The sequence below is a fragment of the Paracoccus sp. (in: a-proteobacteria) genome (assembly GCF_030538695.1).
Lineage (GTDB): Bacteria > Pseudomonadota > Alphaproteobacteria > Rhodobacterales > Rhodobacteraceae > Paracoccus.
The window spans coordinates 13,396-35,100 of record NZ_JAUNTN010000023.1 but is presented as its reverse complement, the minus strand read 5'-3'; the positions used below and the strand labels follow the sequence as shown (position 1 = coordinate 35,100).

General features: G+C 62.6%; 22 protein-coding genes and 1 pseudogene. 16 read left to right on the top strand and 7 right to left on the bottom strand.

Annotated elements, in window-relative coordinates:
• Positions 1-1,182, bottom strand: coding sequence for a VWA domain-containing protein (locus Q4G24_RS13145; RefSeq protein ID WP_303366994.1), 1,182 nt, complete (start codon positions 1,180-1,182; stop codon positions 1-3).
• 3 nt (positions 1,183-1,185) lie between these two features.
• Positions 1,186-1,350: a hypothetical protein gene (locus tag Q4G24_RS13140; RefSeq protein ID WP_303366993.1), complete on the bottom strand. Its 165-nt coding sequence runs from the start codon at positions 1,348-1,350 to the stop codon at positions 1,186-1,188.
• 227 nt (positions 1,351-1,577) lie between these two features.
• Between Q4G24_RS13140 and Q4G24_RS13135 the strand changes: the two genes are divergently transcribed.
• Both Q4G24_RS13135 and Q4G24_RS13130 read left to right on the top strand, forming a co-directional pair.
• A complete protein-coding gene (locus Q4G24_RS13135) occupies positions 1,578-2,729 on the top strand; it encodes a Ppx/GppA phosphatase family protein (RefSeq protein ID WP_303366992.1) in 1,152 nt (383 codons plus the stop codon).
• Positions 2,729-3,553 carry an RlmE family RNA methyltransferase gene (locus Q4G24_RS13130; protein ID WP_303366991.1) on the top strand — a complete coding sequence of 275 codons (825 nt, stop codon included), beginning with the start codon at positions 2,729-2,731 and terminating at the stop codon, positions 3,551-3,553. The genes Q4G24_RS13135 and Q4G24_RS13130 overlap by 1 nt, the downstream gene beginning before the upstream one ends.
• Here Q4G24_RS13130 and Q4G24_RS13125 read toward each other — a convergent pair.
• A complete protein-coding gene (locus tag Q4G24_RS13125; RefSeq protein WP_303366990.1) occupies positions 3,481-4,497 on the bottom strand; it encodes a helix-turn-helix domain-containing protein in 1,017 nt (338 codons plus the stop codon). The two genes, Q4G24_RS13130 and Q4G24_RS13125, sit on opposite strands and share 73 nt — an antisense overlap.
• 143 nt (positions 4,498-4,640) lie before the next feature.
• Positions 4,641-5,522: a tRNA (adenosine(37)-N6)-dimethylallyltransferase MiaA gene (gene miaA / locus Q4G24_RS13120; RefSeq protein WP_303366989.1), complete on the bottom strand. Its 882-nt coding sequence runs from the start codon at positions 5,520-5,522 to the stop codon at positions 4,641-4,643.
• Positions 5,523-5,600: 78 nt separating this feature from the next.
• Here miaA and pyrH point away from each other — a divergent pair, with 78 nt between their 5' ends.
• From pyrH to Q4G24_RS13075, 9 genes are all read left to right on the top strand, one after another.
• A complete protein-coding gene (pyrH, locus tag Q4G24_RS13115; protein ID WP_303366988.1) occupies positions 5,601-6,335 on the top strand; it encodes a UMP kinase in 735 nt (244 codons plus the stop codon).
• A gap of 78 nt (positions 6,336-6,413) precedes the next feature.
• Positions 6,414-7,190, top strand: a complete 777-nt coding sequence (locus Q4G24_RS13110; RefSeq protein ID WP_303366987.1) for an ion transporter — start codon at positions 6,414-6,416, stop codon at positions 7,188-7,190.
• A gap of 81 nt (positions 7,191-7,271) precedes the next feature.
• The gene (gene frr / locus Q4G24_RS13105; RefSeq protein ID WP_303366986.1) at positions 7,272-7,835 is read left to right on the top strand and encodes a ribosome recycling factor; all 564 of its coding nucleotides are present in this window, start codon (positions 7,272-7,274) and stop codon (positions 7,833-7,835) included.
• 4 nt (positions 7,836-7,839) lie between these two features.
• A complete protein-coding gene (gene uppS, locus Q4G24_RS13100) occupies positions 7,840-8,577 on the top strand; it encodes a polyprenyl diphosphate synthase (RefSeq protein WP_303366985.1) in 738 nt (245 codons plus the stop codon).
• Entirely contained in the window at positions 8,574-9,395 is an 822-nt protein-coding gene (locus Q4G24_RS13095) for a phosphatidate cytidylyltransferase (RefSeq protein WP_303366984.1), read from the top strand. The genes uppS and Q4G24_RS13095 overlap by 4 nt, the downstream gene beginning before the upstream one ends.
• Positions 9,396-9,401: 6 nt before the next feature.
• On the top strand, positions 9,402-10,562 hold the full coding sequence (dxr, locus tag Q4G24_RS13090; protein WP_303366983.1) for a 1-deoxy-D-xylulose-5-phosphate reductoisomerase: 1,161 nt from the start codon (positions 9,402-9,404) through the stop codon (positions 10,560-10,562).
• A complete protein-coding gene (rseP, locus tag Q4G24_RS13085) occupies positions 10,555-11,886 on the top strand; it encodes an RIP metalloprotease RseP (RefSeq protein WP_303366982.1) in 1,332 nt (443 codons plus the stop codon). Before dxr ends, rseP begins: the two co-directional genes overlap by 8 nt.
• A 100-nt stretch (positions 11,887-11,986) precedes the next feature.
• Complete coding sequence (gene bamA / locus Q4G24_RS13080) at positions 11,987-14,317, top strand: outer membrane protein assembly factor BamA (protein ID WP_368660943.1); 2,331 nt, start codon at positions 11,987-11,989, stop codon at positions 14,315-14,317.
• Positions 14,317-14,931 carry an OmpH family outer membrane protein gene (locus Q4G24_RS13075; protein WP_303366981.1) on the top strand — a complete coding sequence of 205 codons (615 nt, stop codon included), beginning with the start codon at positions 14,317-14,319 and terminating at the stop codon, positions 14,929-14,931. Before bamA ends, Q4G24_RS13075 begins: the two co-directional genes overlap by 1 nt.
• Here the strand turns inward: Q4G24_RS13075 and Q4G24_RS13070 are convergent.
• Entirely contained in the window at positions 14,928-15,875 is a 948-nt protein-coding gene (locus Q4G24_RS13070) for a nucleoside hydrolase (RefSeq protein ID WP_303366980.1), read from the bottom strand. The genes Q4G24_RS13075 and Q4G24_RS13070 overlap by 4 nt on opposite strands.
• Positions 15,876-15,968: 93 nt before the next feature.
• On the opposite strand from Q4G24_RS13070, the gene Q4G24_RS13065 reads away from it, so the two are divergent.
• From Q4G24_RS13065 to Q4G24_RS13050, 4 genes and pseudogenes are all read left to right on the top strand, one after another.
• Positions 15,969-17,777: an ABC-F family ATP-binding cassette domain-containing protein gene (locus Q4G24_RS13065; RefSeq protein ID WP_303366979.1), complete on the top strand. Its 1,809-nt coding sequence runs from the start codon at positions 15,969-15,971 to the stop codon at positions 17,775-17,777.
• Between the two features lie 173 nt (positions 17,778-17,950).
• Positions 17,951-18,601: pseudogene (locus tag Q4G24_RS13060) on the top strand (50S ribosomal protein L21).
• Positions 18,602-18,611: 10 nt separating this feature from the next.
• Positions 18,612-18,884: a 50S ribosomal protein L27 gene (rpmA, locus tag Q4G24_RS13055; protein WP_303366978.1), complete on the top strand. Its 273-nt coding sequence runs from the start codon at positions 18,612-18,614 to the stop codon at positions 18,882-18,884.
• A gap of 90 nt (positions 18,885-18,974) precedes the next feature.
• Positions 18,975-19,514 (top strand): GNAT family N-acetyltransferase, encoded by a 540-nt coding sequence (locus Q4G24_RS13050; RefSeq protein ID WP_303366977.1) that lies wholly within the window; start codon positions 18,975-18,977, stop codon positions 19,512-19,514.
• Here the strand turns inward: Q4G24_RS13050 and Q4G24_RS13045 are convergent.
• Positions 19,511-20,023: a hypothetical protein gene (locus tag Q4G24_RS13045; protein ID WP_303366976.1), complete on the bottom strand. Its 513-nt coding sequence runs from the start codon at positions 20,021-20,023 to the stop codon at positions 19,511-19,513. The two genes, Q4G24_RS13050 and Q4G24_RS13045, sit on opposite strands and share 4 nt — an antisense overlap.
• A 117-nt stretch (positions 20,024-20,140) precedes the next feature.
• Between Q4G24_RS13045 and Q4G24_RS13040 the strand changes: the two genes are divergently transcribed.
• Positions 20,141-20,554, top strand: coding sequence for a SufE family protein (locus tag Q4G24_RS13040; protein WP_303367029.1), 414 nt, complete (start codon positions 20,141-20,143; stop codon positions 20,552-20,554).
• On the opposite strand, the gene mnmA is transcribed toward Q4G24_RS13040, so the two are convergent.
• A complete protein-coding gene (mnmA, locus tag Q4G24_RS13035) occupies positions 20,551-21,705 on the bottom strand; it encodes a tRNA 2-thiouridine(34) synthase MnmA (RefSeq protein WP_303366975.1) in 1,155 nt (384 codons plus the stop codon). The two genes, Q4G24_RS13040 and mnmA, sit on opposite strands and share 4 nt — an antisense overlap.

Genomic DNA, 21,705 nt, shown 5'->3' with positions numbered 1-21,705 from the left:
TTAACCCAATATGCGCATGGCTTGGGTCAGCCCCTCCAGCGTCATCGGCTGCATCCGGTTTTCAAAGATCTGGCCGATCATCTGCGTGGATTGCGTATAGGGCCAGCGGCTTTCCGGCACCGGGTTCAGCCAGATATGATCGGGCCATGTTTCGCAGGCGCGGCGCAGCCAGACCTCGCCTGCTTCCTCGTTCCAATGCTCATTCGCGCCGCCGGGAATGGCGATTTCATACGGAGACATCGCGGCGTCCCCGACGAAAATACATTTATAGTCGCGGCCATAGCGGTGCAGAATGTCCCAGGTGGGCGTGGTTTCGGTCCAGCGGCGGCGGCTGTCTTTCCAGACTGATTCGTAAAGGCAGTTGTGAAAGTAAAAATGCTCCATATGCTTGAACTCGGCCCGCGCGGCGCTGAACAATTCGTCCACCACGCGGATATGGTCGTCCATGCTGCCGCCCACATCCAGAAACAGCAGCACTTTTACGGCGTTGCGTCGTTCGGGCCGGGTCTGCACGTCGATATAGCCGTGATCGGCTGTCGCGCGGATGGTCGCGGGCAGGTCCAGTTCGTCTGCCGCACCATGCCGCGCCCATTGCCGGAGACGTTTCAGCGCGACCTTGATGTTGCGGGTGCCAAGCTCGATGGAATCGTCGAAATCCCGAAACTCGCGCTTGTCCCAGACCTTGACGGCCCGGCGGTGGCGCGATTCGTGCTGGCCGATGCGCACCCCTTCGGGATTGTAGCCATAAGCGCCAAAGGGCGAAGTTCCCGCTGTGCCGAGCCATTTGTTGCCGCCCTGATGGCGGGCCTGCTGTTCGGCCAGCCGTTGCCGCAGCTTGTCCATCAGCGCCTGAAAGTCGCCGGTTGCGTGAATGGCGGCTTTCTCCTCCTCGGTCAGCAGCTTTTCGGCCAGCTTTTCCAGCCAGTCGCGGGGAAGGTCGATGGCATTGACCAGCGCCTCGGCCGGGACGGTTTCCAGCCCCGAAAATGCTTCGGCAAAGGCGCGGTCGAAGCGGTCGATATGGCGTTCGTCTTTGACCATGGACAGGCGTGCGAAATGGTAAAACCCATCCACCGACCAGCCCGGCACGCCTGCTGCCATGCCGGTCAGCAGGTCCAGATATTCGCGTAGCGAGACCGGAACCCCGTGGCGGCGCAGCGTGGTCAGGAAGCCGGTCAACATGGATCAGCCCGCCCGCAGCAGGAAAATGGTTGCAAACAGCGCGACCAGCCCGCAGATCAGGGCGTGAACCATCGCATATTGCGCCCGGTCCTTGCGGTTGCCGCCAAGGCGGCCAGCCCGCAGCCAGCCAAATACGGCCCCCAGAAGCAATGCGGCGATAACAAGCATGAATGACCCTTTCCCGAACCATCTCAAGGGATAGCGCCCACACCCCATCAAGTCGAGTGGGGCGCAGGGTAGTGATCAGCAGAATCAAGAGCCGAATAAAAGTCATGTCCTTTGTTTGGCACGGAATGTTTAAGATTTCGTTGATTGCCGTGAAATAAGGGCGGGGGCTTGAATGGATGCAGGGGCCGCGCTACCTTTAGCCTAACTTGTATCGGAGGGCGTGTGTCATGGCGCCCAAGCGTCCCGCGGGCGGGGGCGCGATCCCGAAGGCCGTCGTGAAGCAAAAGCCGCTTGCGGCGCCAACGGTCGAACCACCTGCTGCCCGCACCGCCGGGGAAGACGGGCTTTATGCCGCGCTCGACCTTGGAACCAACAGTTGCCGGATGCTGATTGCCCGCCCGTCGGGCGGACAGTTTCAGGTGATCGACAGCTTTTCCAAACCTGTCCAGCTTGGGCATGGTCTGGAGGCATCTGGCAGGCTGTCGCGCGGGTCGATGGCCCGGACGGTTCATGCCTTGCAGGTCTGTCGCCGCAAGTTGGACACGCATGGCGTGGCCCGGATGCGGCTGGTGGCGACCGAAGCCTGCCGTCGTGCCCGAAATTCCCGTGATTTCCTGCGTATGATCCGGCGTGAAACCGGCTTGCCGGTGGAGATCATCGAGGCTGAGGAGGAGGCCCGGCTTGCGGTAATTTCCTGCGCGCCGCTGGTCAGCCAGCGCACGGAAACGCTGATGGTGGTGGATATCGGCGGCGGCTCGACCGAGCTGGTCTGGATCGACCTGAGCAATGTGGACCCGCGCGAACGCTCCCGCGCGATCATGCGGCTGTCGGACGGGTTTGCCCCGCGCGGACCGGATGCGGCGCGGGTGGTGGACTGGATCAGTGTGCCGCTTGGCGTGGCGACGCTGCGCGACCAGTTCGCGGATGTGGCCGACGATCAGGGCCGTTTTGCGCTGATGAGCTGGTATTTCGAGGAAAAACTGGCCGATTTCAGCCCCTATGCGGCGGGGTCGCCACCAGAGCATTTCCAGATTATCGGGACTTCGGGGACGGTGACGACGGTGGCGGCCAGCCATTTGGGGTTGAAGCGTTACGATCGCACCAAGGTTGATGGCCTCAGCATGAGCAGCGCACAGATCGACAAGGTGATCCGTGATTACCTGTCGCTTGGTCCCGACGGGCGGCGCGACGATCCGCGCATCGGGCGCGAGCGTCACGCGCTGATCATGTCCGGCGCGGCGATTTTGCAGACGCTGATGCGGGTCTGGCCGACCGAACGCTTGTCGGTGGCGGATCGCGGTCTGCGCGAGGGCCTGCTATATGCGCAGATGGTGCGCGACGGGGTGCTGACCCCTGACACGATGAACGGAGTGGCCTGATGGCGAAGAAACCGGGCGAGGGGCGCAAATCCTCGGGGCGCGGGCAGCGTGATCTGAAGGTGCGGGTCAAGACCGCCAAGGGGCGTAAGTTGTCCAGCAAGCTGTGGCTGGAACGACAGTTGAATGACCCCTATGTTGCCCGTGCCAAACGCGAGGGGTTTCGCGGACGGGCGGCCTATAAGATTCTGGAACTTGACGATAAATATCGGTTTTTGGTGCCGGGCGCGCGGGTTGTCGATTTGGGCTGCGCGCCGGGAGGCTGGTGCCAGGTGGCAGTGGCGCGGGTCAATGCCTTGGGCGAAAAATCCGGCAAGGCGCGTGGCACGGTGTTGGGGGTCGATCTGCAAGACGTCGACCCGATTGCCGGGGCTGATCTGCACCAGCTTGATTTCCTGTCTGACGGGGCCGACGATCTGGTGAAAGGCTGGCTGGGCGGTCCGGCGGATGTCGTGATGTCGGATATGGCGGCTGCCAGTTCGGGCCATAAAGGCACCGATCACCTGCGGATTGTGGCTCTTGTCGAGGCGGCGGCGCAGCTTGCCTTTGATGTGCTGGTGCCGGGCGGCACTTTTGTCGCCAAGGTGCTGGCGGGCGGGGCCGAGAATGAGATGCAGGCCATGCTCAAGCGCAATTTCGACAAGGTGGCGAATGTGAAGCCGCCTGCGAGCCGTTCGGATTCTTCGGAAAAATTCGTTGTGGCGCAGGGGTTTCATGGCCGGGGGTTGCGCACGGCGGATCAAGGCGCGGCGGATCAGAACCTGCGCGGTGAGAATGGCGACCTGCCCCATGACGGGCGGGATTTGGGCGGCGCGACCTCGGCCTGATAGACCTGCGGGGTGCGCCCGGTCGCGGCGACCACCGTGCGGGCGAAATGCGCCACCCCGGTATAGCCCAGCCGGTCCGCGATCTGCTGTGGGGTGGAACGCCCCTCTCGCAGCAGGGCGAGGCCAAGTTCCAGCCGCAGCGTGTTCATCACCTCGACCGCGCGGCGGCCGCGCAAATGCAAGCAGACCCGATCCAGCCGCGCCGCGTCGCAGCCAAGCTGCGTCGCCAGTTCCGAGATCGTGTGGCCTGATCCCATCGCAGCGCGGGCCAGCCCGCAAAAGGCGCTGAAAAGCTGATGATCGTCGCGGGCGGGGGCGGGCTGTGATGGTGTCGGGGTAAGGTCGCGGATATGCAGCGAGATCAGCCCGAGGTGATAGGGCAGCGCCGCGGCCAGCGAGGCGTTGCGCAGCGAATCCAGATCATGCAGCAAGGCCCGGACCGAGCCATTTCCGGGCTGGCCCATCACTGGCGTGGGGGACATGGTGCCGTCGGTCATGTGGCGCGGCAGCAGCAAGACCTGACCACGGGTGCCTTCGGTCGGGTGGACGGAAAAGGCGGTTCCGGCGGGCAGCCACGCCAGATTGTCGCCGCGCAGCAAATGCCGCTGGCGCCCGATCAGCAATTCCAGCAAGCCGGTTTGCACCACGATCAGCGCGTGATCGCCGCGCGGGCGCGGGTGTGGCTGCGCCCGTTCAGCGCCCCAGATGAATTGCGCCAGCGGCATCTGGCGCAGCCCCTGACCGGCATCTGGCGGCGCGGTCAGCCCGTGGCGCAGCGGGGCTGCATCATTGGCCGGGGGCAGGGGCTGCGGCCCAAGCTGTGCCCGCCCCTCGGCAATGCGGGGGGCGTTGACCTGAACCGGCGTGACCTGTGGCGCATCACGCAAGACGAACTGGCGGTCGGGCCAGTCTGTCGGCGCAAGGGGCAGGTCAGGCTGCGGCATCGGATCGCTTCTCCTTGTGATCGGCGGCTTTTTGCCGGTTAACGTTAACTTGCACGAATCGTTTCCTGATTCATGCCCGGAAAAGCTGAAGATCAGGTTAACAGCGCAGATTTTTCGGTGACGTTACGGTAAAGGCACGATTTTCAGGCGATCTGGATGGTTTTCCAGTCGCGCATCCGGTTCCGAAACCAGATTCGCTGTGATTTCGCATATTGACGGCTGGCGATAATGGCCAGTTCGCGTGCCTGATCCAGCGTTGATTCGCCGCGCAGATGGGCGACCAGCTCGGGCGCACCGATGGCCCGCGCCCATTGTGCGGCGGGGTTCCATTGCGGCAGCATCGCCCGCACCTCGTCCAGCGCCCCCTGTTCCAGCATCAGGTCGAACCGCCGTGCGATGCGCTCTGCCAGCCAGTCGCGGTCCGAGGTCAGAACCAGCCCATGCGCCTGTTCCAAAGGGATCAGCGGCGGCGGAGTCTCGGCCTGCCATGCCGCGATGCCGCGGCCGGTGGCGGTCAGAACTTCCCACGCGCGCTGGACGCGGACGGGATTTTGCAGGTCGATGCGGGTGCGGGTTTCAGGGTCCAGTGCTGCAATCATCTGCGCCAGTCCGCCCGAGGCCAGCAACGCATCAGACCGCGCCCGGATTGCGGGCGGCGTTTCGGGAATATCGGCCAGCCCCTTGGTCAATGCGGTCAGGTAAAGCCCGGTGCCACCAACGATAATCAGCCGCCCCGGCAGGCTTGCTACCTGCCGCAACCAGTCGCCCACAGAATAAGTCTCGCCCGGCGCCATATGACCATAGAGCGCATGGGGGGCTTGCGATTCCTCGGTCAGCGACGGCCGGGCGGTCAGCACGCGCCAGCAGGACCAGACCTGCAACGCATCGGCATTGACCACGGTGCCGCCCTGCACCCGTGCAATGGCCAGCGCCAGCGCGGATTTGCCGCTGGCGGTCGGCCCGGCGATCAGCACATGGCGGGCCGGGTCAAGCGTTTGGATCAGATCGGCGGAATCAGCAGTCATCATATCGCAAGCGGTTGAACTATGCCCCGTTTTGCGACATTTTGCGCAACAAGGAAACCAGCGTGAAAGGGAAGGCCCATGTCCGATTCTGAAACTCAGGCGGCGCTTCCCTACAAGCGTGTCATGCTGAAAATCTCGGGCGAGGCGCTGATGGGCGATCAGGGCTTTGGTCTGCATCCCCCGACGGTGGCCCGCATCGCGGATGAGGTCGAATCGGTTCACAAGCTGGGCGTCGAGATCTGCATGGTGATCGGTGGCGGCAACATCTTTCGCGGTCTCTCGGGCAGCGCGCAGGGGATGGAGCGCGCGACGGCTGACTATATGGGGATGCTTGCCACGGTGATGAATGCGCTGGCCGTGCAATCCGCGCTGGAGGCCAAGGGTCTGCATTGCCGCGTCATCAGCGCCATCCGCATGGATGAGGTGGCCGAACCTTATATCCGCCGCCGCGCCGTTCGCCATCTGGAGAAAAAGCGCATCTGCATCTTTGCCGCAGGCACCGGCAACCCCTATTTCACCACCGACACGGCGGCGACGCTGCGTGCCAATGAGATGGGCTGCGAGGCGATCTTCAAAGGCACTAAGGTCGATGGCGTCTATGATAAAGACCCGAAAAAATTCCCGGATGCCAAGCGTTATCAAGAGGTCAGCTATGATGAGGTGCTGCAAAAGCATCTGGGCGTGATGGATGCCTCGGCCATCGCGCTGGCCCGTGACAATAACCTGCCGATCATTGTGTTCTCGCTGGATGAACCGGGCGGGTTCCGGGCCATTCTGGCGGGCGAAGGCACCTATACGCGGGTGCATAACTAAAACTTTAAGTAAATCGCGCTTGCTTGGCGTGGTGGCTTGGGCCTAGGTGGCGGCAAAATACGCCACCATCAGGAAGCCATGCCAAGCCGTCTTGCCGATTGGGTCGAAAGCCCCGCGATTACCCGCTTTATTACCTTTGTGATCCTGTTCAATGCGGTGATTCTGGGGCTGGAAACCTCGGGCAGCATCATGGCGCGTTGGGGCGGACTGATTACCGCGCTGGATTATATCTGCCTTGCGATTTTCGTTGCGGAAATTGGGATCAAGCTGGCCGGACGCGGGCCGCGGTTTTTCCGCGATGGCTGGAATGTCTTTGACTTTATCGTTGTGGGTATCGCGCTGGTGCCGGCGGCGCAGGGGCTGGCGGTGTTGCGGGCGCTGCGGGTTCTGCGTTTGCTGCGGGTGGTGTCGGTCTCACCGCAGTTGCGCCGCGTGGTCGAGGGGTTTCTGGCCGCCGTTCCGGGCATGGCCAGCGTGTTTCTGCTGATGGGGATTATCTTTTACATCGGGGCGGTGATTGCGACCAAGCTGTTCGGGCAGGCTTTTCCCGAATGGTTCGGTGATCTGGGCAATTCGGCCTATTCGTTGTTTCAGGTGATGACGCTGGAAAGCTGGTCAATGGGCATCGTCCGCCCGGTGATGGAGGTGTTCCCGCTGGCATGGGTTTTCTTTGTGCCTTTTATCCTGATGACGACCTTTGCGGTGATGAACCTTGTCGTGGGTCTGATCGTGAACTCGATGCAGGACGCCCATCAGGCTGAGGAAAATGCCGCCACCAGCGCCTATCGGGATGAGGTCCTGTCCCGCTTGCGTGAGATCGAGGAACGGCTGAACCGCGCCGAAAGTGGCAGATAAGCTGCGGACCGCATAAGCTCTCTTTGCCAGCGGCCTGCTTTGCGGTTACAAGCGTTGAAAATCTGAAGATGAGGCAGCCCGATGGCAGATGATATTGAAATCGATACCGACGATCTGGAACGCCGGATGAAAGGCGCGATGGAGGCCCTGCGGCATGAGTTTGGTTCCCTGCGCACCGGCCGGGCCTCGGCCAGCATGGTCGAGCCAATCATGGTTGACGCCTATGGCAGCATGACGCCGATCAACCAGATCGGCACCGTCAACGTGCCGGAACCGCGCATGGTGACGATCAACGTCTGGGACAAGGCGCTGGTCGGCAAGGCCGAAAAGGCGATCCGTGAATCCGGTCTGGGGATCAATCCGCAGCTGAATGGCACCATCATCATGCTGCCCATCCCCGAGCTGAACGAGGAGCGCCGCAAAGAGCTGACCAAGGTTGCCGCGCAATATGCCGAACACGCCCGCGTGGCGGTGCGCAATGTGCGCCGTGATGGTATGGACAAGATCAAAAAGGCCAAATCCAATGGTATGGCCGAGGATGATCAGAAATTCTGGGAAACTGCCGTGCAAGAGCTGACCGACAAGTTCATCGCCGAGGTGGACAAGGCGCTGGAAGGCAAGCAGCACGAAATCATGCAGGTCTGATCCGATGGCCGCTGTCCCCGCCTCACTGCCGACTCATCCGGGTTCCGCCGGGGCGTCGCGCCATGTCGCCATCATCATGGATGGCAATGGTCGCTGGGCGGTCGAACGCGGCTGGCCGCGTCTGGTCGGCCATCGCCGCGGGGCCGAGCGGGTCAAGCAGATTGTCCGCGCTTGCCCTGATCTTGGGGTGGACTGGCTGACGGTCTATGCGTTTTCTACGGAAAACTGGAAGCGTTCGACCGAAGAAGTGCTGGGTCTGATGGGGATTTTCGCCCGTTATATTCAGAATGAAGCCGACCGTATGGCATCTGAAGGCGTGCGTCTGCGCTTTATCGGTGGGCGGGAACGTCTGGCACCCAAGCTGCAACGGCTGATGGCGGGGATCGAGGCGCGGACGGCTTCGAACAGTCGCCTGAACCTGACCATCGCCATTAACTATGGTGGCCGGGACGAACTGACCCGCGCGGCCAATCGTCTGGCGGCGAAGATGGCCTCGGGCGAGGTCACAGCCCCGGCCAGTGAGGCTGATTTCGCGGCCTGTCTCGATACAGCCGGTCATCCTGAACCCGATCTGGTGATCCGCACCTCGGGCGAGACGCGGACTTCCAATTTCCTGCCCTGGCAGGCGTCCTATGCGGAATATGAGTTCACGCCGACGCTTTGGCCGGATTTCACGCCGGATCATCTGGCGCAGATTATGGCCCGTTTCGACCTGCGCAACCGACGCTTTGGTGGGGTATGAGCGGGGCGGCGGGCCGATGGGCTGACCTGTCGCGGCGGGTGATCTCGGCGGCGGTGTTGCTGGCGATCGGTGCGGTTTTGGCCGTGGCCGAAGGGATCTGGCTGCGGCTGGGCATGGGCGCGATCATTGGTGTGACCTTTTGGGAGCTGGCGCGGCTGACCGGCTGGCGGCACCCGGAAATGCATGGCACGCTGTTTGGCAAGCACCGCTCTGTCGTGCTTGGCGTTGTTGCCGGGCTGTCGCTTTATGCGGCGCTGAATATCTGGGATTGGTGGGGGGTGCTGTTCCTGTTTGTCCCGCTTTTGCTGGGTCTGCCCGGTGCGCTGAAATCGGATCAATGGGTCTATGCGGCGTTCGGACTGGCGATTTTGCTGGTTGGTTACGGCCTTGTCGGCTTTCGTGAGGTTTATGGCCTGCCCTTTGTGCTGTGGTTGATGGGCATTGTGATTGCATCCGACATTCTGGGGTATTTCGCCGGAAAAATGATCGGTGGCCGCAAGTTCTGGCCGCAGCTCAGCCCCAAGAAAACATGGTCCGGCACGATTGCAGGCTGGATCGGCGCGGCGCTGGTCGGGGTGGTCTTGGTGGCCAGCGGTCATGGTGATCCGGCGCTGATCTGGGTGTCGCCACTGGTCGCGTTTGCGGGGCAGATGGGGGATATTGTCGAAAGCTGGCTGAAGCGGCGCGCCGGGGTCAAGGACAGTTCGAACCTGATCCCCGGTCACGGCGGCTTCATGGATCGTTTTGATGCGATCAGCGGGGCCACGCTGGCGGTGATGTTCATTGGCCTGCTGATGACTTTGCCGCAGGTGTTCTGACCCGTCATGCGCAGCGTCTCGATCTTTGGGGCCACCGGGTCCATTGGCGAAAGTGCCTTTGATCTGTTGCAAGGCGGCGATTATCGCGCCGTTGCGCTGACCGGCGGTCGCAATATTGCCCGTCTGGCGCAGCAGGCGCGGGCCTTGCGGGCGGAAATCGCAGTCACGGCCTTCCCCGAATTGCTGGACGATCTGCGCGCGGCACTGGCGGGCAGTGGGGTTCAGGCCGCTGCCGGACCGCAGGCGATTTGCGAGGCTGCGGACTGGCCTGCCGACTGGTCGCTGTCAGCGATTATCGGTGCGGCCGGGCTGGCACCGGGGCTGCGGGTGTTGGAACGGGGCGGCACTTTGGCGCTGGCGAATAAGGAATCTCTGGTCTGCGCCGGGCCTTTGGTGATGGAAACAGCGGCCCGGACGGGGGCGCGCATCCTGCCGGTTGATTCCGAACATTCCGCGATTTTTCAGGCGCTTGGTGTGGATGATCCGGCGGCAGTCGCTTCGGTCACGATTACGGCTTCGGGCGGGGCGTTTCGTGACTGGCCGCTGGAGGCGCTGGAGGCGGCGACGGTCGAACAGGCCAGCACACATCCGAATTGGGCGATGGGCCAGCGTATCACGATCGATTCCGCCAGCATGTTCAATAAGGCGCTTGAGGTTATTGAGGCGCATGAGTTTTTTGGCCTGACCCCGGATCAGATCCGGGTGCTGGTGCATCCCGAAAGCATCATTCACGCGATGGTCACGCATCACGATGGCGGCACGCTGGCGCATCTTGGCCCGCCGGATATGCGCCACGCCATCGGCTATGCGCTGAACTGGCCGGGTCGGGTGCCGCTGCCGCTGGCGCCGCTGGATCTGGCGGCGATGGGCAGCCTGACGTTTCGCGCTCCGGACGAAGCCCGCTGGCCCGCGTTGGCGCTGGCGCGGCAGGTGATGGCGGCGGGTGGCGCGGCGGGGGCGGTGCTGAATGCGGCCAAGGAACAGGCGCTGGATGCCTTTATCGCCGGGCAAATCCGGTTTCCGCAGATGGCGCAGCTTGTCTCGGACGCGCTGGGTCATATCTCGGGGATGGCGGGGTTCGCTCAATCACCGGGCAACCTTGAAACGGTTTTGGAATGGGATGCAGCGGCCCGCAGGCGGGTGCGTGAACAGGTGACGAATGGTTGATTTTCTGTCCGGCGTTGGTGGCTCTCTTTGGACATTGGCGGCTTTCGTGGTGGCGCTGGCCATTATCGTGACCGTGCATGAGTTCGGGCATTACATCGTCGCCCGCTGGTCCGGCATCCGGGCCGAGGTGTTCTCGGTCGGGATGGGGCCGCGCCTGTGGGGCCGCCGTGACCGGCATGGCACGCTTTGGCAGATCGCGGCGCTGCCGATTGGTGGTTATGTCCGTTTTCTTGGTGATGAGAACATGGCCAGTGCGGGCGATCAGCAGGCCAACGCGCAAAAGGTCGATCCCGCGTTGCGGCGGCAGACGTTGGGGGGCGCACCGCTTTGGGCGCGGGTGGCGACGGTTTCGGCGGGGCCGGTGTTCAACTTTGTCCTGTCCACGCTGATTTTCGCCGGTTTTCTGATGGTGCAGGGCGTTCCGCGCGATGAGATCGTTGTGGGCAAGGTCAACCCGCTGCCCGTCGTCAGCCAGTTGCAACCCGGTGACAAGGTGTTGGCGGTTGATGGCCATGAGGTCGCGGGCTGGCGTGACTTTTTCACTCTGACCGATGAGCGGAGTGGGGCTAATTTCGATTGGCTGGTCGAACGCGACGGTCAGCGCCTGACCGTGACCGGCCCCGACCCGATGCCGGCCCGGATCGGGGGCGTCACCCCGCGCAGCGCGGCGGCCTCTGCCGGCCTGCGCGAAGGCGAGGTGGTGACAGCCATCAACGGTCAGCCGGTGCAGCGGTTCCGGCAACTTTACGAGATGGTGACAGCGAATGAGGGCGCGCCGCTGGAGCTGGACATATGGTCGCCCGATGGCCGAACCCGTCAGGTCAGCCTGACTCCGAAGCAGCAGGACTTCCCGACGGCTGACGGCGGGTTTGAGCGGCGCTGGCTGATCGGTGTCAGCGCAGGCCAGCCGTTCCAGCCCGAGACAGAGGCGCTTGGCCCGCTGGCCGCTTTGCAGGGCGGCTGGGACCGGACCTGGGGGGTGATAACGTCGTCGGTCACGGGCATGGCGGCGATGATCGGCGGGCAGATCTCGACCTGCAACATGGGCGGCGCGATCAGCATTGCCGAGAGCACCGGGCAGATGGCCAGTTCGGGCGGTGCGGATTTCATCTGGTGGATTGCGGTTTTGTCAGCGGCAATCGGCTTTCTGAACCTGCTGCCGATCCCGGTTCTGGATGGCGGGCATCTGGCCTTTTATGCCTATGAAGCCGTGTTCCGGCGCCCGCCTTCGGAACGGGCGGTGCATCTGCTGACGATGATTGGCATGGCGTTGGTGCTGTCACTGATGATTTTCGGCCTCTCGAACGATCTTTTCTGCCCGTGATGCGCGCTTGTCTTTGACAGGCCCGCAGGGAAAAGGGTAGGGATCAAGGCAAAACATGGGGCGCGACAAACCGGCCCCGCAGGTCAGGACGAGGGCGGCCATGTCGAACGGTAAAGTGAAATCTTCCCTGCGCGGGATGCGCAACAGTGCTGCGATGGCCATGGTGCTGGCGCTGACCGTGCCTGCGCTGCTGGTCCCGGCACCGGCTGCGGCGCTGGTGTTCAGCAATGTGCGCATCGAGGGGGCCGAGCGGATTGAGCCGGAAACCATCCTGTCCTATACCAATATTGCGCGGGGCGAAAACGTCAGCGCCGGGCAGTTGAACGACGCCACACAGCGGCTGATGAACTCGGGCCTGTTTGAAAGTGCCGAGGTGGTGCCACAGGGCAGCACGCTGGTGGTGCGGGTCCGTGAATATCCGACGATCAATGTCATCAGCTTTGAAGGCAACCGCCGGGCCAAGGATTCGGAGCTGGAAAAGATTGTCAAAAGCCAGGCTCGTCGCGTCTATTCCCCTGCCACGGCTGAGGCCGACGCGCAGGAAATCAGCAAATACTACGCCGCGCAGGGCCGTCTGGCCGCCCGCGTCGATCCGCGGATCATTCGCCGCGACGGCAACCGCGTCGATCTGGTGTTCGAGGTTCGTGAAGGCGACGTGACCGAGATCGAACGCATCGGCTTTACCGGGAACCGTGCTTTCTCGGACCGGCGCTTGCGCAATGTGCTGTCCACCAAACAGGCAGGGATTTTGCGGACCTTCATCCGCTCGGACACGTTTGCCGCAGAACGTATCCCGCTGGATGAACGGCTGCTGACCGATTTTTACCGCTCGCGCGGTTATGCCGATTTTCAGGTACAGGCGGTTTCGCCGGAACTGACCCGCGAACGCGATGCTTTCTATGTGACGTTCCAGATTCAGGAAGGCCCGCGTTATACCTTTGGCAAGGTCGATACGATCAGCCAGATTCCGGGGCTGGATGCCAGCGTTTATGGGGCGGAAAACCGGGTGCGCAGCGGCGAGGTTTACAACCCTGCGGCCATTGATAACTCGATCCGCCGTATGGAAAATCTGGCCATCCGTCAGGGGCAGGACTTTGTGCGGATTGAGCCGCAGATCACCCGTAATATGCGCGATCAGACGCTGGACCTGACCTATGTTATCAGCCGTGGCCCGCGCGTCTTTATCGAGCGCATCGACATCGAGGGCAACACCTCGACCCTTGACCGGGTGATCCGGCGCGAGTTTTCCAGCGTCGAGGGCGACCCGTTCAACCCCCGCGAAATCCGCAATTCAGCAGAACGCATCCGTGCGCTTGGCTATTTTGCCGATGCGCAGGTGGAAACCCGGCAGGGCACCAGCCCGCAGGATGTGATCGTCGATGTGAACGTCGAGGAACAACCGACTGGCAGCCTGAGTTTTGGCGCCAGCTATGGTGTCAACTCGGGCGTGGGTCTGAATGTCGGGTTGCAGGAACGCAACTTCATGGGCCGGGGGCAAGAGCTGTCCTTCTCGATCTCGACGGCCAGCAGCAACCAGAACAGCGGCTTTACCTTTGTTGAGCCGTATTTCCTGGGCCGGAATGTGCGCTTCCGCACGTCGCTGTGGTATAACACCACCGACTCCGAGAACGCCGATTTCAACACCCGCAGCCTTGGCGGTCTGCTGGGGCTGGAGTTCCCGATTTCCGAGAACGGTCGTTTGGAACTGCGCTATCGTCTTGCCAAGGACACGATCAAGGATGTTGCCGACGACACCTCGCGCATCATTGCATCCGAGGAGGGCAGCTATGTCAGCTCTGCTCTTGGTTATAGCTATAGCTGGGACAGCCGTCGTCGCGGGCTGGAAGATCCGACCGTCTATAAGTTCAGCTTCGGTCAGGATTTCGCGGGAGTCGGTGGTGATGTCGAATCCGTGAAAACCTCGGTTCTGGCTGGTGTGCAAAGCACGGCATGGCGTGACGATGTGACCCTCTCGGCCGAGGTCGAGGGCGGCGCGGTGCATATGCTGGGGGATGATCCCAGCCGGATCACCGACCGCTTTATGAATGGCAGCCGTATTCGCGGGTTTGAACCCGATGGGATCGGGCCGCGTGACTTTGCTTCGGCCAATAGCGATGCTGTTGGCGGTAATTTCTTCTGGGTCGCCCGTGCCGAGGCGCGCTTCCCCGTCGGCCTGCCCGAGGAATACGGGATTCAGGGCGGCGTCTTTGCTGATGCCGGTTCTGTCTGGGGGCTGGACAGCGCCACCCGCGCGGTTGCCGGGGCGGATGTGGGTGACAGCTACAAGATGAACGTGCGGGCTTCGGTCGGGGTGTCGATGTTCTGGGATACGCCGATCGGGCCGCTGCGCCTGAACTATGCCAAGGCCGTCAAAAAGATGGATTACGACGAAGAACAGCAATTCGACGTGACGATCTCGACCCGGTTCTGATGGGGCTGGTTCTGATGCGTCGGGTGGGTTCTCTGGCGTTGCTCTCGGTGCTGGTTGCCGGGCCGGGGAGCGCGCAACAGGTGCCCCCCCCGGCGCTGGCTGCGCCCGAGGTTGCGCCCGTGACCATTCCCGAGGCGCTGCCGGATGGGGCTGAGGTTCCAGTTCTGACCGTGGACCGCGACCGGCTGTATCTGGAATCGGCCTGGGGCCAACGGGCGATGGCAGACTATCAGGCTGCGGCGCGGGAATTGGCGACGGAGAACGACCGTCTGGCCGCGCAGCTTTCGCAAGAGGAGGCCGCGCTGACCGAAAGCCGCGCGACCCTGCCGCCCGAAGAGTTTCGCAGCCGCGCGCGTGCTTTTGACGAACGGGCCACCACGGTCAGGGCAGAACGTGCAGCGGCGCTGCGCCAGTTGAATCAGGATACCGACAACGACCGTGCGCAATTTCTGCAAACTATTGGGCCGGTGATTGCCGATGAAATGCGCCGGCGCGGCGCGGTGGTGATGCTGGATCAGCGCACGGTGTTTCTGTCGATCTCTGGCATTGATGCGACCGAGGATCTGATCGCCCGCATCAATACCGAAATCGGGGACGGCAGCGCGGCAGATTAACCCGCTTGCGCCGCCAGATTGACCAGCCGGGTCTCGATCAGGTCGAACAGCGCCTTGCTATCGACATCGCGCATAAAAAGGCAATTTGGCTGGCGACCGCTGACCCGCCACCAGTCAGCTACGGTCATGCCGGTGGTGAAGCGGCCTTCAAGCTCGATTTCCACGTTGATTTCCCGGCCCTGGAACAGATCAGGTGCGATCAGCCAGGCAATCGTGCAAGGATCATGCAGAGGTCCGGTGGCCTCGCCATATTTCTCGACGTCAAAGCGTTCGTAGAAGCCAAGCCAGCCGCCGACGACCTGCCCAAGCCGCCCATGCTGCGCGATTTGCGCCACCCAGCCACGCGGGATCAGGGCGCGGTGCGTCACATCCAGCGGCATGGCAACCAAGGGCACGCCGCTGGCAAAGACCTGCGCTGCGGCCTCGGGGTCAACATAGATGTTGAACTCGGCGGTGGGGGTGATGTTGCCGACCTCGAAATAAGCGCCGCCCATCAGCACGATGCGCTGCACACGGGGGATGATGTCGGGGGCGCGCTGAAAGGCCGTGGCGATATTGGTCAGCGGGCCGATCGGCACCAGCGTGACCGTGCCGGGGGCCTCGCGGCGCAGGGTCTCGATGATGAAATCGACACCATGCTGGGGCTGCAAGGGAATGGTCGGGTCGGGCAGCACCGCGCCGTCCAGCCCGGTTTTGCCATGGACATGCTCCGCCGTCACCAGATCACGGCTCAGCGGGCGGTCGCAGCCTGCGAAAACCGGCACATCAGGCCGCCCGGCCAGCTCGCAGATCAGCCGCGCATTGCGTTCCGTCAGGGGCAGGGGGACGTTCCCGGCCACCGCTGTAATCCCCAAAACCTGCAATTCCGGGCTGGCCAGCGCCAGCAAAATGGCGATGGCATCGTCCTGCCCCGGATCGGTGTCGATAATGATTTTCTGCGCCATGCCGGCCCCCTTGCTTTGCCTTTGGTTTGCCCGGTTGCCGCCGTCGGCGCAACTGCCATTGACGGGCGCGGGCGGGCTTGTTAGCTGCCCGACATGGCACGCGCACCGCTTCTTCAATTGACCGATATTTCCCTGACCTTTGGCGGCAATCCCGTTTTCGACGGGCTGTCCCTGACCGTTCAGCAAGGCGACCGGGTGGCGCTGGTTGGGCGCAATGGTTCGGGAAAATCCACGCTGATGAAGGTGATGGCGGGGCTGGTCGAGCCGGACCGAGGCACCGTGGTGACGCCCGCCGGAACGCAGGTCGGCTATATGGAGCAAGACCCGGATCTGTCGGGCTTTGAAACGCTTGGTGATTTTGCGCGTGCGGGCCTGCCGGAATCCGAGGGCTACCGGGTCGAGATGGCCGCCGAAGGGCTGAAATTCGACCCGGCGCGTCCCGTGATAACCGCCAGTGGAGGCGAACGTCGCCGCGCCGCGCTGGCCCGGCTGCTGGCCGAGGCGCCCGACCTGATGCTGCTGGATGAGCCGACCAACCATCTGGATATTCAGGCGATTGGCTGGCTTGAAGAACAGCTTGCTAACACCCGCACGGCCTTTGTGCTTATCAGTCACGACCGGGCGTTTTTGCGTGTGCTGACGCGCGCAACGCTTTGGGTTGACCGGGGCGAGGTGCGCCGTCAGGATCGTGGCTTTTCCGGTTTTGAGGAGTGGCGCGAGGAGGTTTGGGCCGCCGAGGATGACGCCCGCCACAAGCTTGACCGCAAGATCAAAGCTGAGGCGCGTTGGGCCGTCGAGGGCATCAGTGCCCGGCGCAAGCGCAACATGGGCCGCGTCCGTGCGCTGGCTGATCTGCGGGCTGAACGTGCCGCGCAAATCCGGCGGCAGGGCACGGCGGCGATGGCGCTGGACGGCGGGCCGCAATCCGGAAAGCGGGTGATCGAGGCGCGTGGTATCAGCAAGGCTTTCGGTGATCGAGTGATCCTGAAACCCTTTGACCTGCGGGTTCTGCGCGGTGACCGGATCGCCTTTGTCGGTCCGAATGGGGCAGGGAAAACTACGCTTATCAAGATGCTGACCGGAGAGATGACCCCGGATGCAGGCAATATTACGTTGGGCACCAATATTGAAATGGCGGTGTTCGATCAGGCGCGGTCTGCGATTAACCCCGAGGTCAGCTTGTGGGATGCTCTGGCAGGCGATCCCGATATGCGGGTGTCGGGCCGGGCCGATCAGGTCATGGTGCGTGGCCAGCCCAAGCATGTGGTCGGCTATCTGAAAGATTTCCTGTTTGATGAGGCGCAGGCGCGTGCGCCGGTTGGCAGCCTCTCGGGTGGGGAAAAGGCGCGGCTTTTGCTGGCGCGGATCATGGCAAAGCCTTCGAATCTGCTTGTTCTGGATGAGCCAACAAACGACCTGGATGTGGAAACCCTTGATCTGCTTCAGGATATTCTGGGCGATTATGACGGCACTGTGCTGCTGGTCAGCCATGATCGCGACTTTATCGACCGCGTGGCCACAGCAACCGTGGCGATGGAGGGCGATGGTCGCGCGGTGATCTATCCCGGCGGCTGGTCTGATTATCAGGCGCAGCGCCCAGAGGCGATTGAGATACCCAAGCCGGCCCCCAAACCCGAGGCGAAATCCGATGTGCTGTCTGTGGATAAGCCTGCGAAATCCGGCCTGTCCTTTACCGAGCGCCACCGGCTTGAGGCGCTGCCCGCCGAGATGGAACGGCTGGAGGCCGAGATCGCCAAGCTGACCGACTATCTGGCGCAGCCCGATCTGTTCCAGACGGCCCCCGCCAAGTTCAAAAAGGCCAGCGAAGGCTTGGCCGAACGGCAGGCGAAGCTGGCAGCCGCCGAGGAAGAATGGCTGGATCTGGCCGAGCGGGACAGCTGACTCGGGGCTTGACTCGGGCGTGATTTTTACCCATAAGCTGCGCACCGGCCGGGCGTCCGCTCTTGGCCGGTGTGTTATTTTTTGCAATCTCCCCATAAGGGGCGCAGTCCGAAGGCACTGAAACGCCGGTGAAAATCCGGGGCCGCAGGACGCGGAAACGTAAGGAAAATGCGATGTTCGCAGTTCTGAAAACTGGCGGTAAGCAATACCGCGTTCAGGCAGGCGATGTGCTGCGCGTGGAAAAGCTGGCCGCTGCTGCTGGTGAAAAAGTGCAGTTCAACGACGTTCTGATGATCGGCTCGACCGTTGGCGCTCCGCTGGTCGCCGGCGCTTGTGTGCAGGCCGAAGTGATCGACCAGATCAAGGCTGACAAGGTGATTACCTATGTCAAGCGTCGCCGCAAGCACTCCAGCCAGCGCACCCGTGGCCACCGTCAGCAGCTGACCCTGCTGCGCGTGACCGACCTGCTGGACAAGGGCGCCGACAAGACCGGCGTCAAGGCTGCTGTCGGTGCGCGCACCCGTGGCGTCGCTGCCGCGACCGAAGCCGCACCGTAGGAAGCCGCACCGAAGGCCGCGGGCACCCGCCCCGCCAACCTGCTGGAAGCCGCTCGTGACGGTCAGCCGGATGATCTGAAGCTGATCTCGGGCGTTGGTCCCAAGCTGGAAGAACTGCTGCATCAGAATGGTGTTTACCATTTCGATCAGATCGCCGCTTGGAAAAAGGCCGAAGTTGCCTATATGGATGAGCAACTGTCCTTCCACGGTCGCATCGAACGCGACGAATGGATCAAGCAAGCCAAGCAGCTTGCCAAAGCGAAGTAAGGGGTAAACCATGGCACATAAAAAAGCAGGCGGTTCGTCCCGTAACGGCCGCGATTCCGCTGGTCGCCGTCTTGGCGTCAAACTGTTCGGTGGTCAGGAAGCAATTGCTGGCAACATCATCGTTCGCCAGCGTGGCACGACTTGGTGGCCGGGCCAGAATGTTGGCATGGGCCGCGATCACACGCTGTTCGCGCTGACCGATGGTCGTGTGACCTTCCGCAAGGGCCTGAAAGGTCGCACCTATATTTCCGTTCTGAACACGGAAGTTGAGGCTGCCGAATAAGCCTTTATTAACATTTCGGTGTTAGCAAAGGGATCGGTGAAAGCCGGTCCCTTTGTGCTTTCCGCGCTGACGGAAGGGAGGAAGTTTACGATGAACGATGTTTTGGACGATCAACAGGTGATTCCCGCAGGGCGGGTCTTGCTGCGCCCGCTGCGCAGTTCGGATGCGGGGCTGATTTCGTTTTATACGGCTGACCGGCGGCTGGCCGAAGGTACGCGGGCGATTCCGCATCCGCTGCCGCCCGGCACCAGCGAAGCCTATGTCAAACGCGCCATGAGCGAGGGCCGGGCTGAGGATGTCTGGGCCATTGATGGCTCGGATAATGACCTGAGCGAGCTACTTGGCGTGGTCTCTCTCACCCGCACCGATGATCCTGAACAATCGGAACTGGGCTTCTGGGTCGGGCAAGGGTTCTGGAACGCAGGCTTTGCCACCGAGGCGGTCGAGGCGCTGGTCCGGGCCAATCCACACGGCTCGCGCACCCTGTTTGCCGAGGCGTTTCAGGATAATCCGGGCAGCGCGCGGGTGCTGACCAATTGCGGTTTCGATTATCTTGGTGATGCCGAAAGCTGGTCGGTGGCACGCAATGCGCGGGTGCCGACCTGGACCTATCTGCGGCGGATGGCTTAACGCAGCGTGAGGGTCTGATTTGCGCCGCTGACGAGGATCTGGCGGCTACGCGATAGCGTCAGGTTGCTGATCGGCAGGGCAACAGTGATCGAATCAACCGCCGGATTGGCCGGGGCGCTGGCCTCGAAGGAACCGGCGGGGGGCGGCGCCGCGACAAAGCGCAGGCGCAGGATGCGGTCCAGATCGGGCTGCACCCGGCGCAGGGCCTCGTTCTGATCGTTTTCCGGCAGCAATTCGGCGTCATGCCACCCTTTCGTTGGGGCCAGCCCGGTCACGACCAGCAACTGACCGCCGGGCTGATCCTCCAGCCGGGCGGACAGGATTTGCATGATCGGCTGGCGACCATCCGCCACAACCGTTGGATAGCCGCCCTCTGGCTCCAGCGTCGGGGCCTTGCGAGCGCTGCTGCCCGAGAACCAGCCGGACGGGCTCCATGCGCTGTCCCCCAAACGCCCGCAGCCTGCAAGCGCAATGGTTGAAATCAGCAAGGCGGCGGTGATGCGGGTCATGTGGGGGTCTCCGGGCCGGTGTTGTGCAATGGTTTTAGGCCATTGTGGCGCGGCGATAAAGCCACTTTGACCATCGCTCGCCCGCGCGCTAGGACAGGGGCAATGAAAGGAACCGATATGGCCAGTGCCGCTTTTGAAGATATCGTCGAAACCTTTGATTTCATGGATGATTGGGAAGATCGTTACCGTCACCTGATCGAATTGGGCAAGGCCATGCCGCCGATGGACCCGGCCTTGCAGACTCCGGCCACCAAGGTTGACGGCTGCGCCAGTCAGGTCTGGATCCTGCCGCTGATCGACGGGCAGGGCGATGCGGCCAGGTTCGATTTTCAGGGCGACAGCGATGCGCTGATCGTGCGCGGGCTGATCGCGCTGCTGCACGCGCTTTATGCGGGGCAGACGCTGGCAGAGGTTCGCAGCATTGACGCCAGCGCCGAGATGGCGCGGCTGGGTCTGGCCGAACATCTGTCGTCGCAGCGGTCAAACGGGCTGCGGGCGATGATTCAGCGTATCCGCGAATCGGTGGCTTAAACCCGCCGGGTGATCCAGCCGCCGCCCAAGACCCGGGTGCCGTTGCTTTCGTAAAAAACGCAGGCTTGTCCGGGGCTTACGCCTTCTTCGGCATCCAGAAGTTCGACCTCTGCACGGCGCGGGCCAGTCGGGCGCAGGATCGCCGGGCGCGGCGGGCGGGTTGAGCGGATGCGGCAGGAAATCTCGATCTCGCCTGCAAAAGGCTGGTCGCCAAGCCAGTTCACCTCGGCCACCGGCACGATTTTCGTCGCCAGCTCGGCCTTTGGTCCGACGACGACATGCCGTGATTCGGGGTCCAGCCGCACCACATAGAGCGGATCACCCAAACCGCCGATACCAAGCCCGCGCCGCTGTCCGATGGTGTAGTGGATCACCCCGCGGTGCTGACCCAGAATGTTGCCATCCATATCCACAATATCGCCGGGATCGGCCGCACCGGGGCGCAGTTTCTCGATCACGGCGGCATAATTGCCGTCCGGCACGAAGCAGATATCCTGTGAATCGGGCTTGTCCGCGACCTCCAGCCCATATTCTGCCGCCAACGCCCGCGTTTCTGCCTTGCTGGCCAAATGACCCAGAGGAAAGCGCAGGAAATCAAGCTGTTCTTGCGTTGTCGAAAACAGGAAATAGCTTTGATCCCGATTCGGGTCGGCGGCCATATGCAGTTCAGCTTTGGTGCCGTCCTTGCGTTGAATATAATGGCCCGTCGCCATGCAGTCGGCGTCAAGATCGCGTGCAGTTTCCAGCAGGTCACGAAACTTGACCCGTTCGTTGCAGCGGATGCAGGGAACCGGAGTCGCGCCGGCCAGATAGGCGTCCGCGAACTCCTCGATCACCGATTCCCGGAACTTGTTTTCATAGTCCAGAACGTAATGTGGAATCCCGATTCGCTCGGCCACGCGGCGGGCGTCGTGAATATCCTGCCCGGCGCAACAAGCGCCTTTTTTCGCCAGTGCCGCGCCGTGGTCATAAAGCTGTAACGTCACGCCAATCACGTCATAACCCTGCGCTTTCAAATGCGCGGCAACGACAGAACTGTCCACGCCGCCGGACATGGCCACCACCACGCGGGTGTCTTGTGGGGCTTTGGCAAAGCCCAGCGAATTGAGTTCGGCCCCGATCCGGGGCGCAGCAGAAGATGCGGCTGTCAT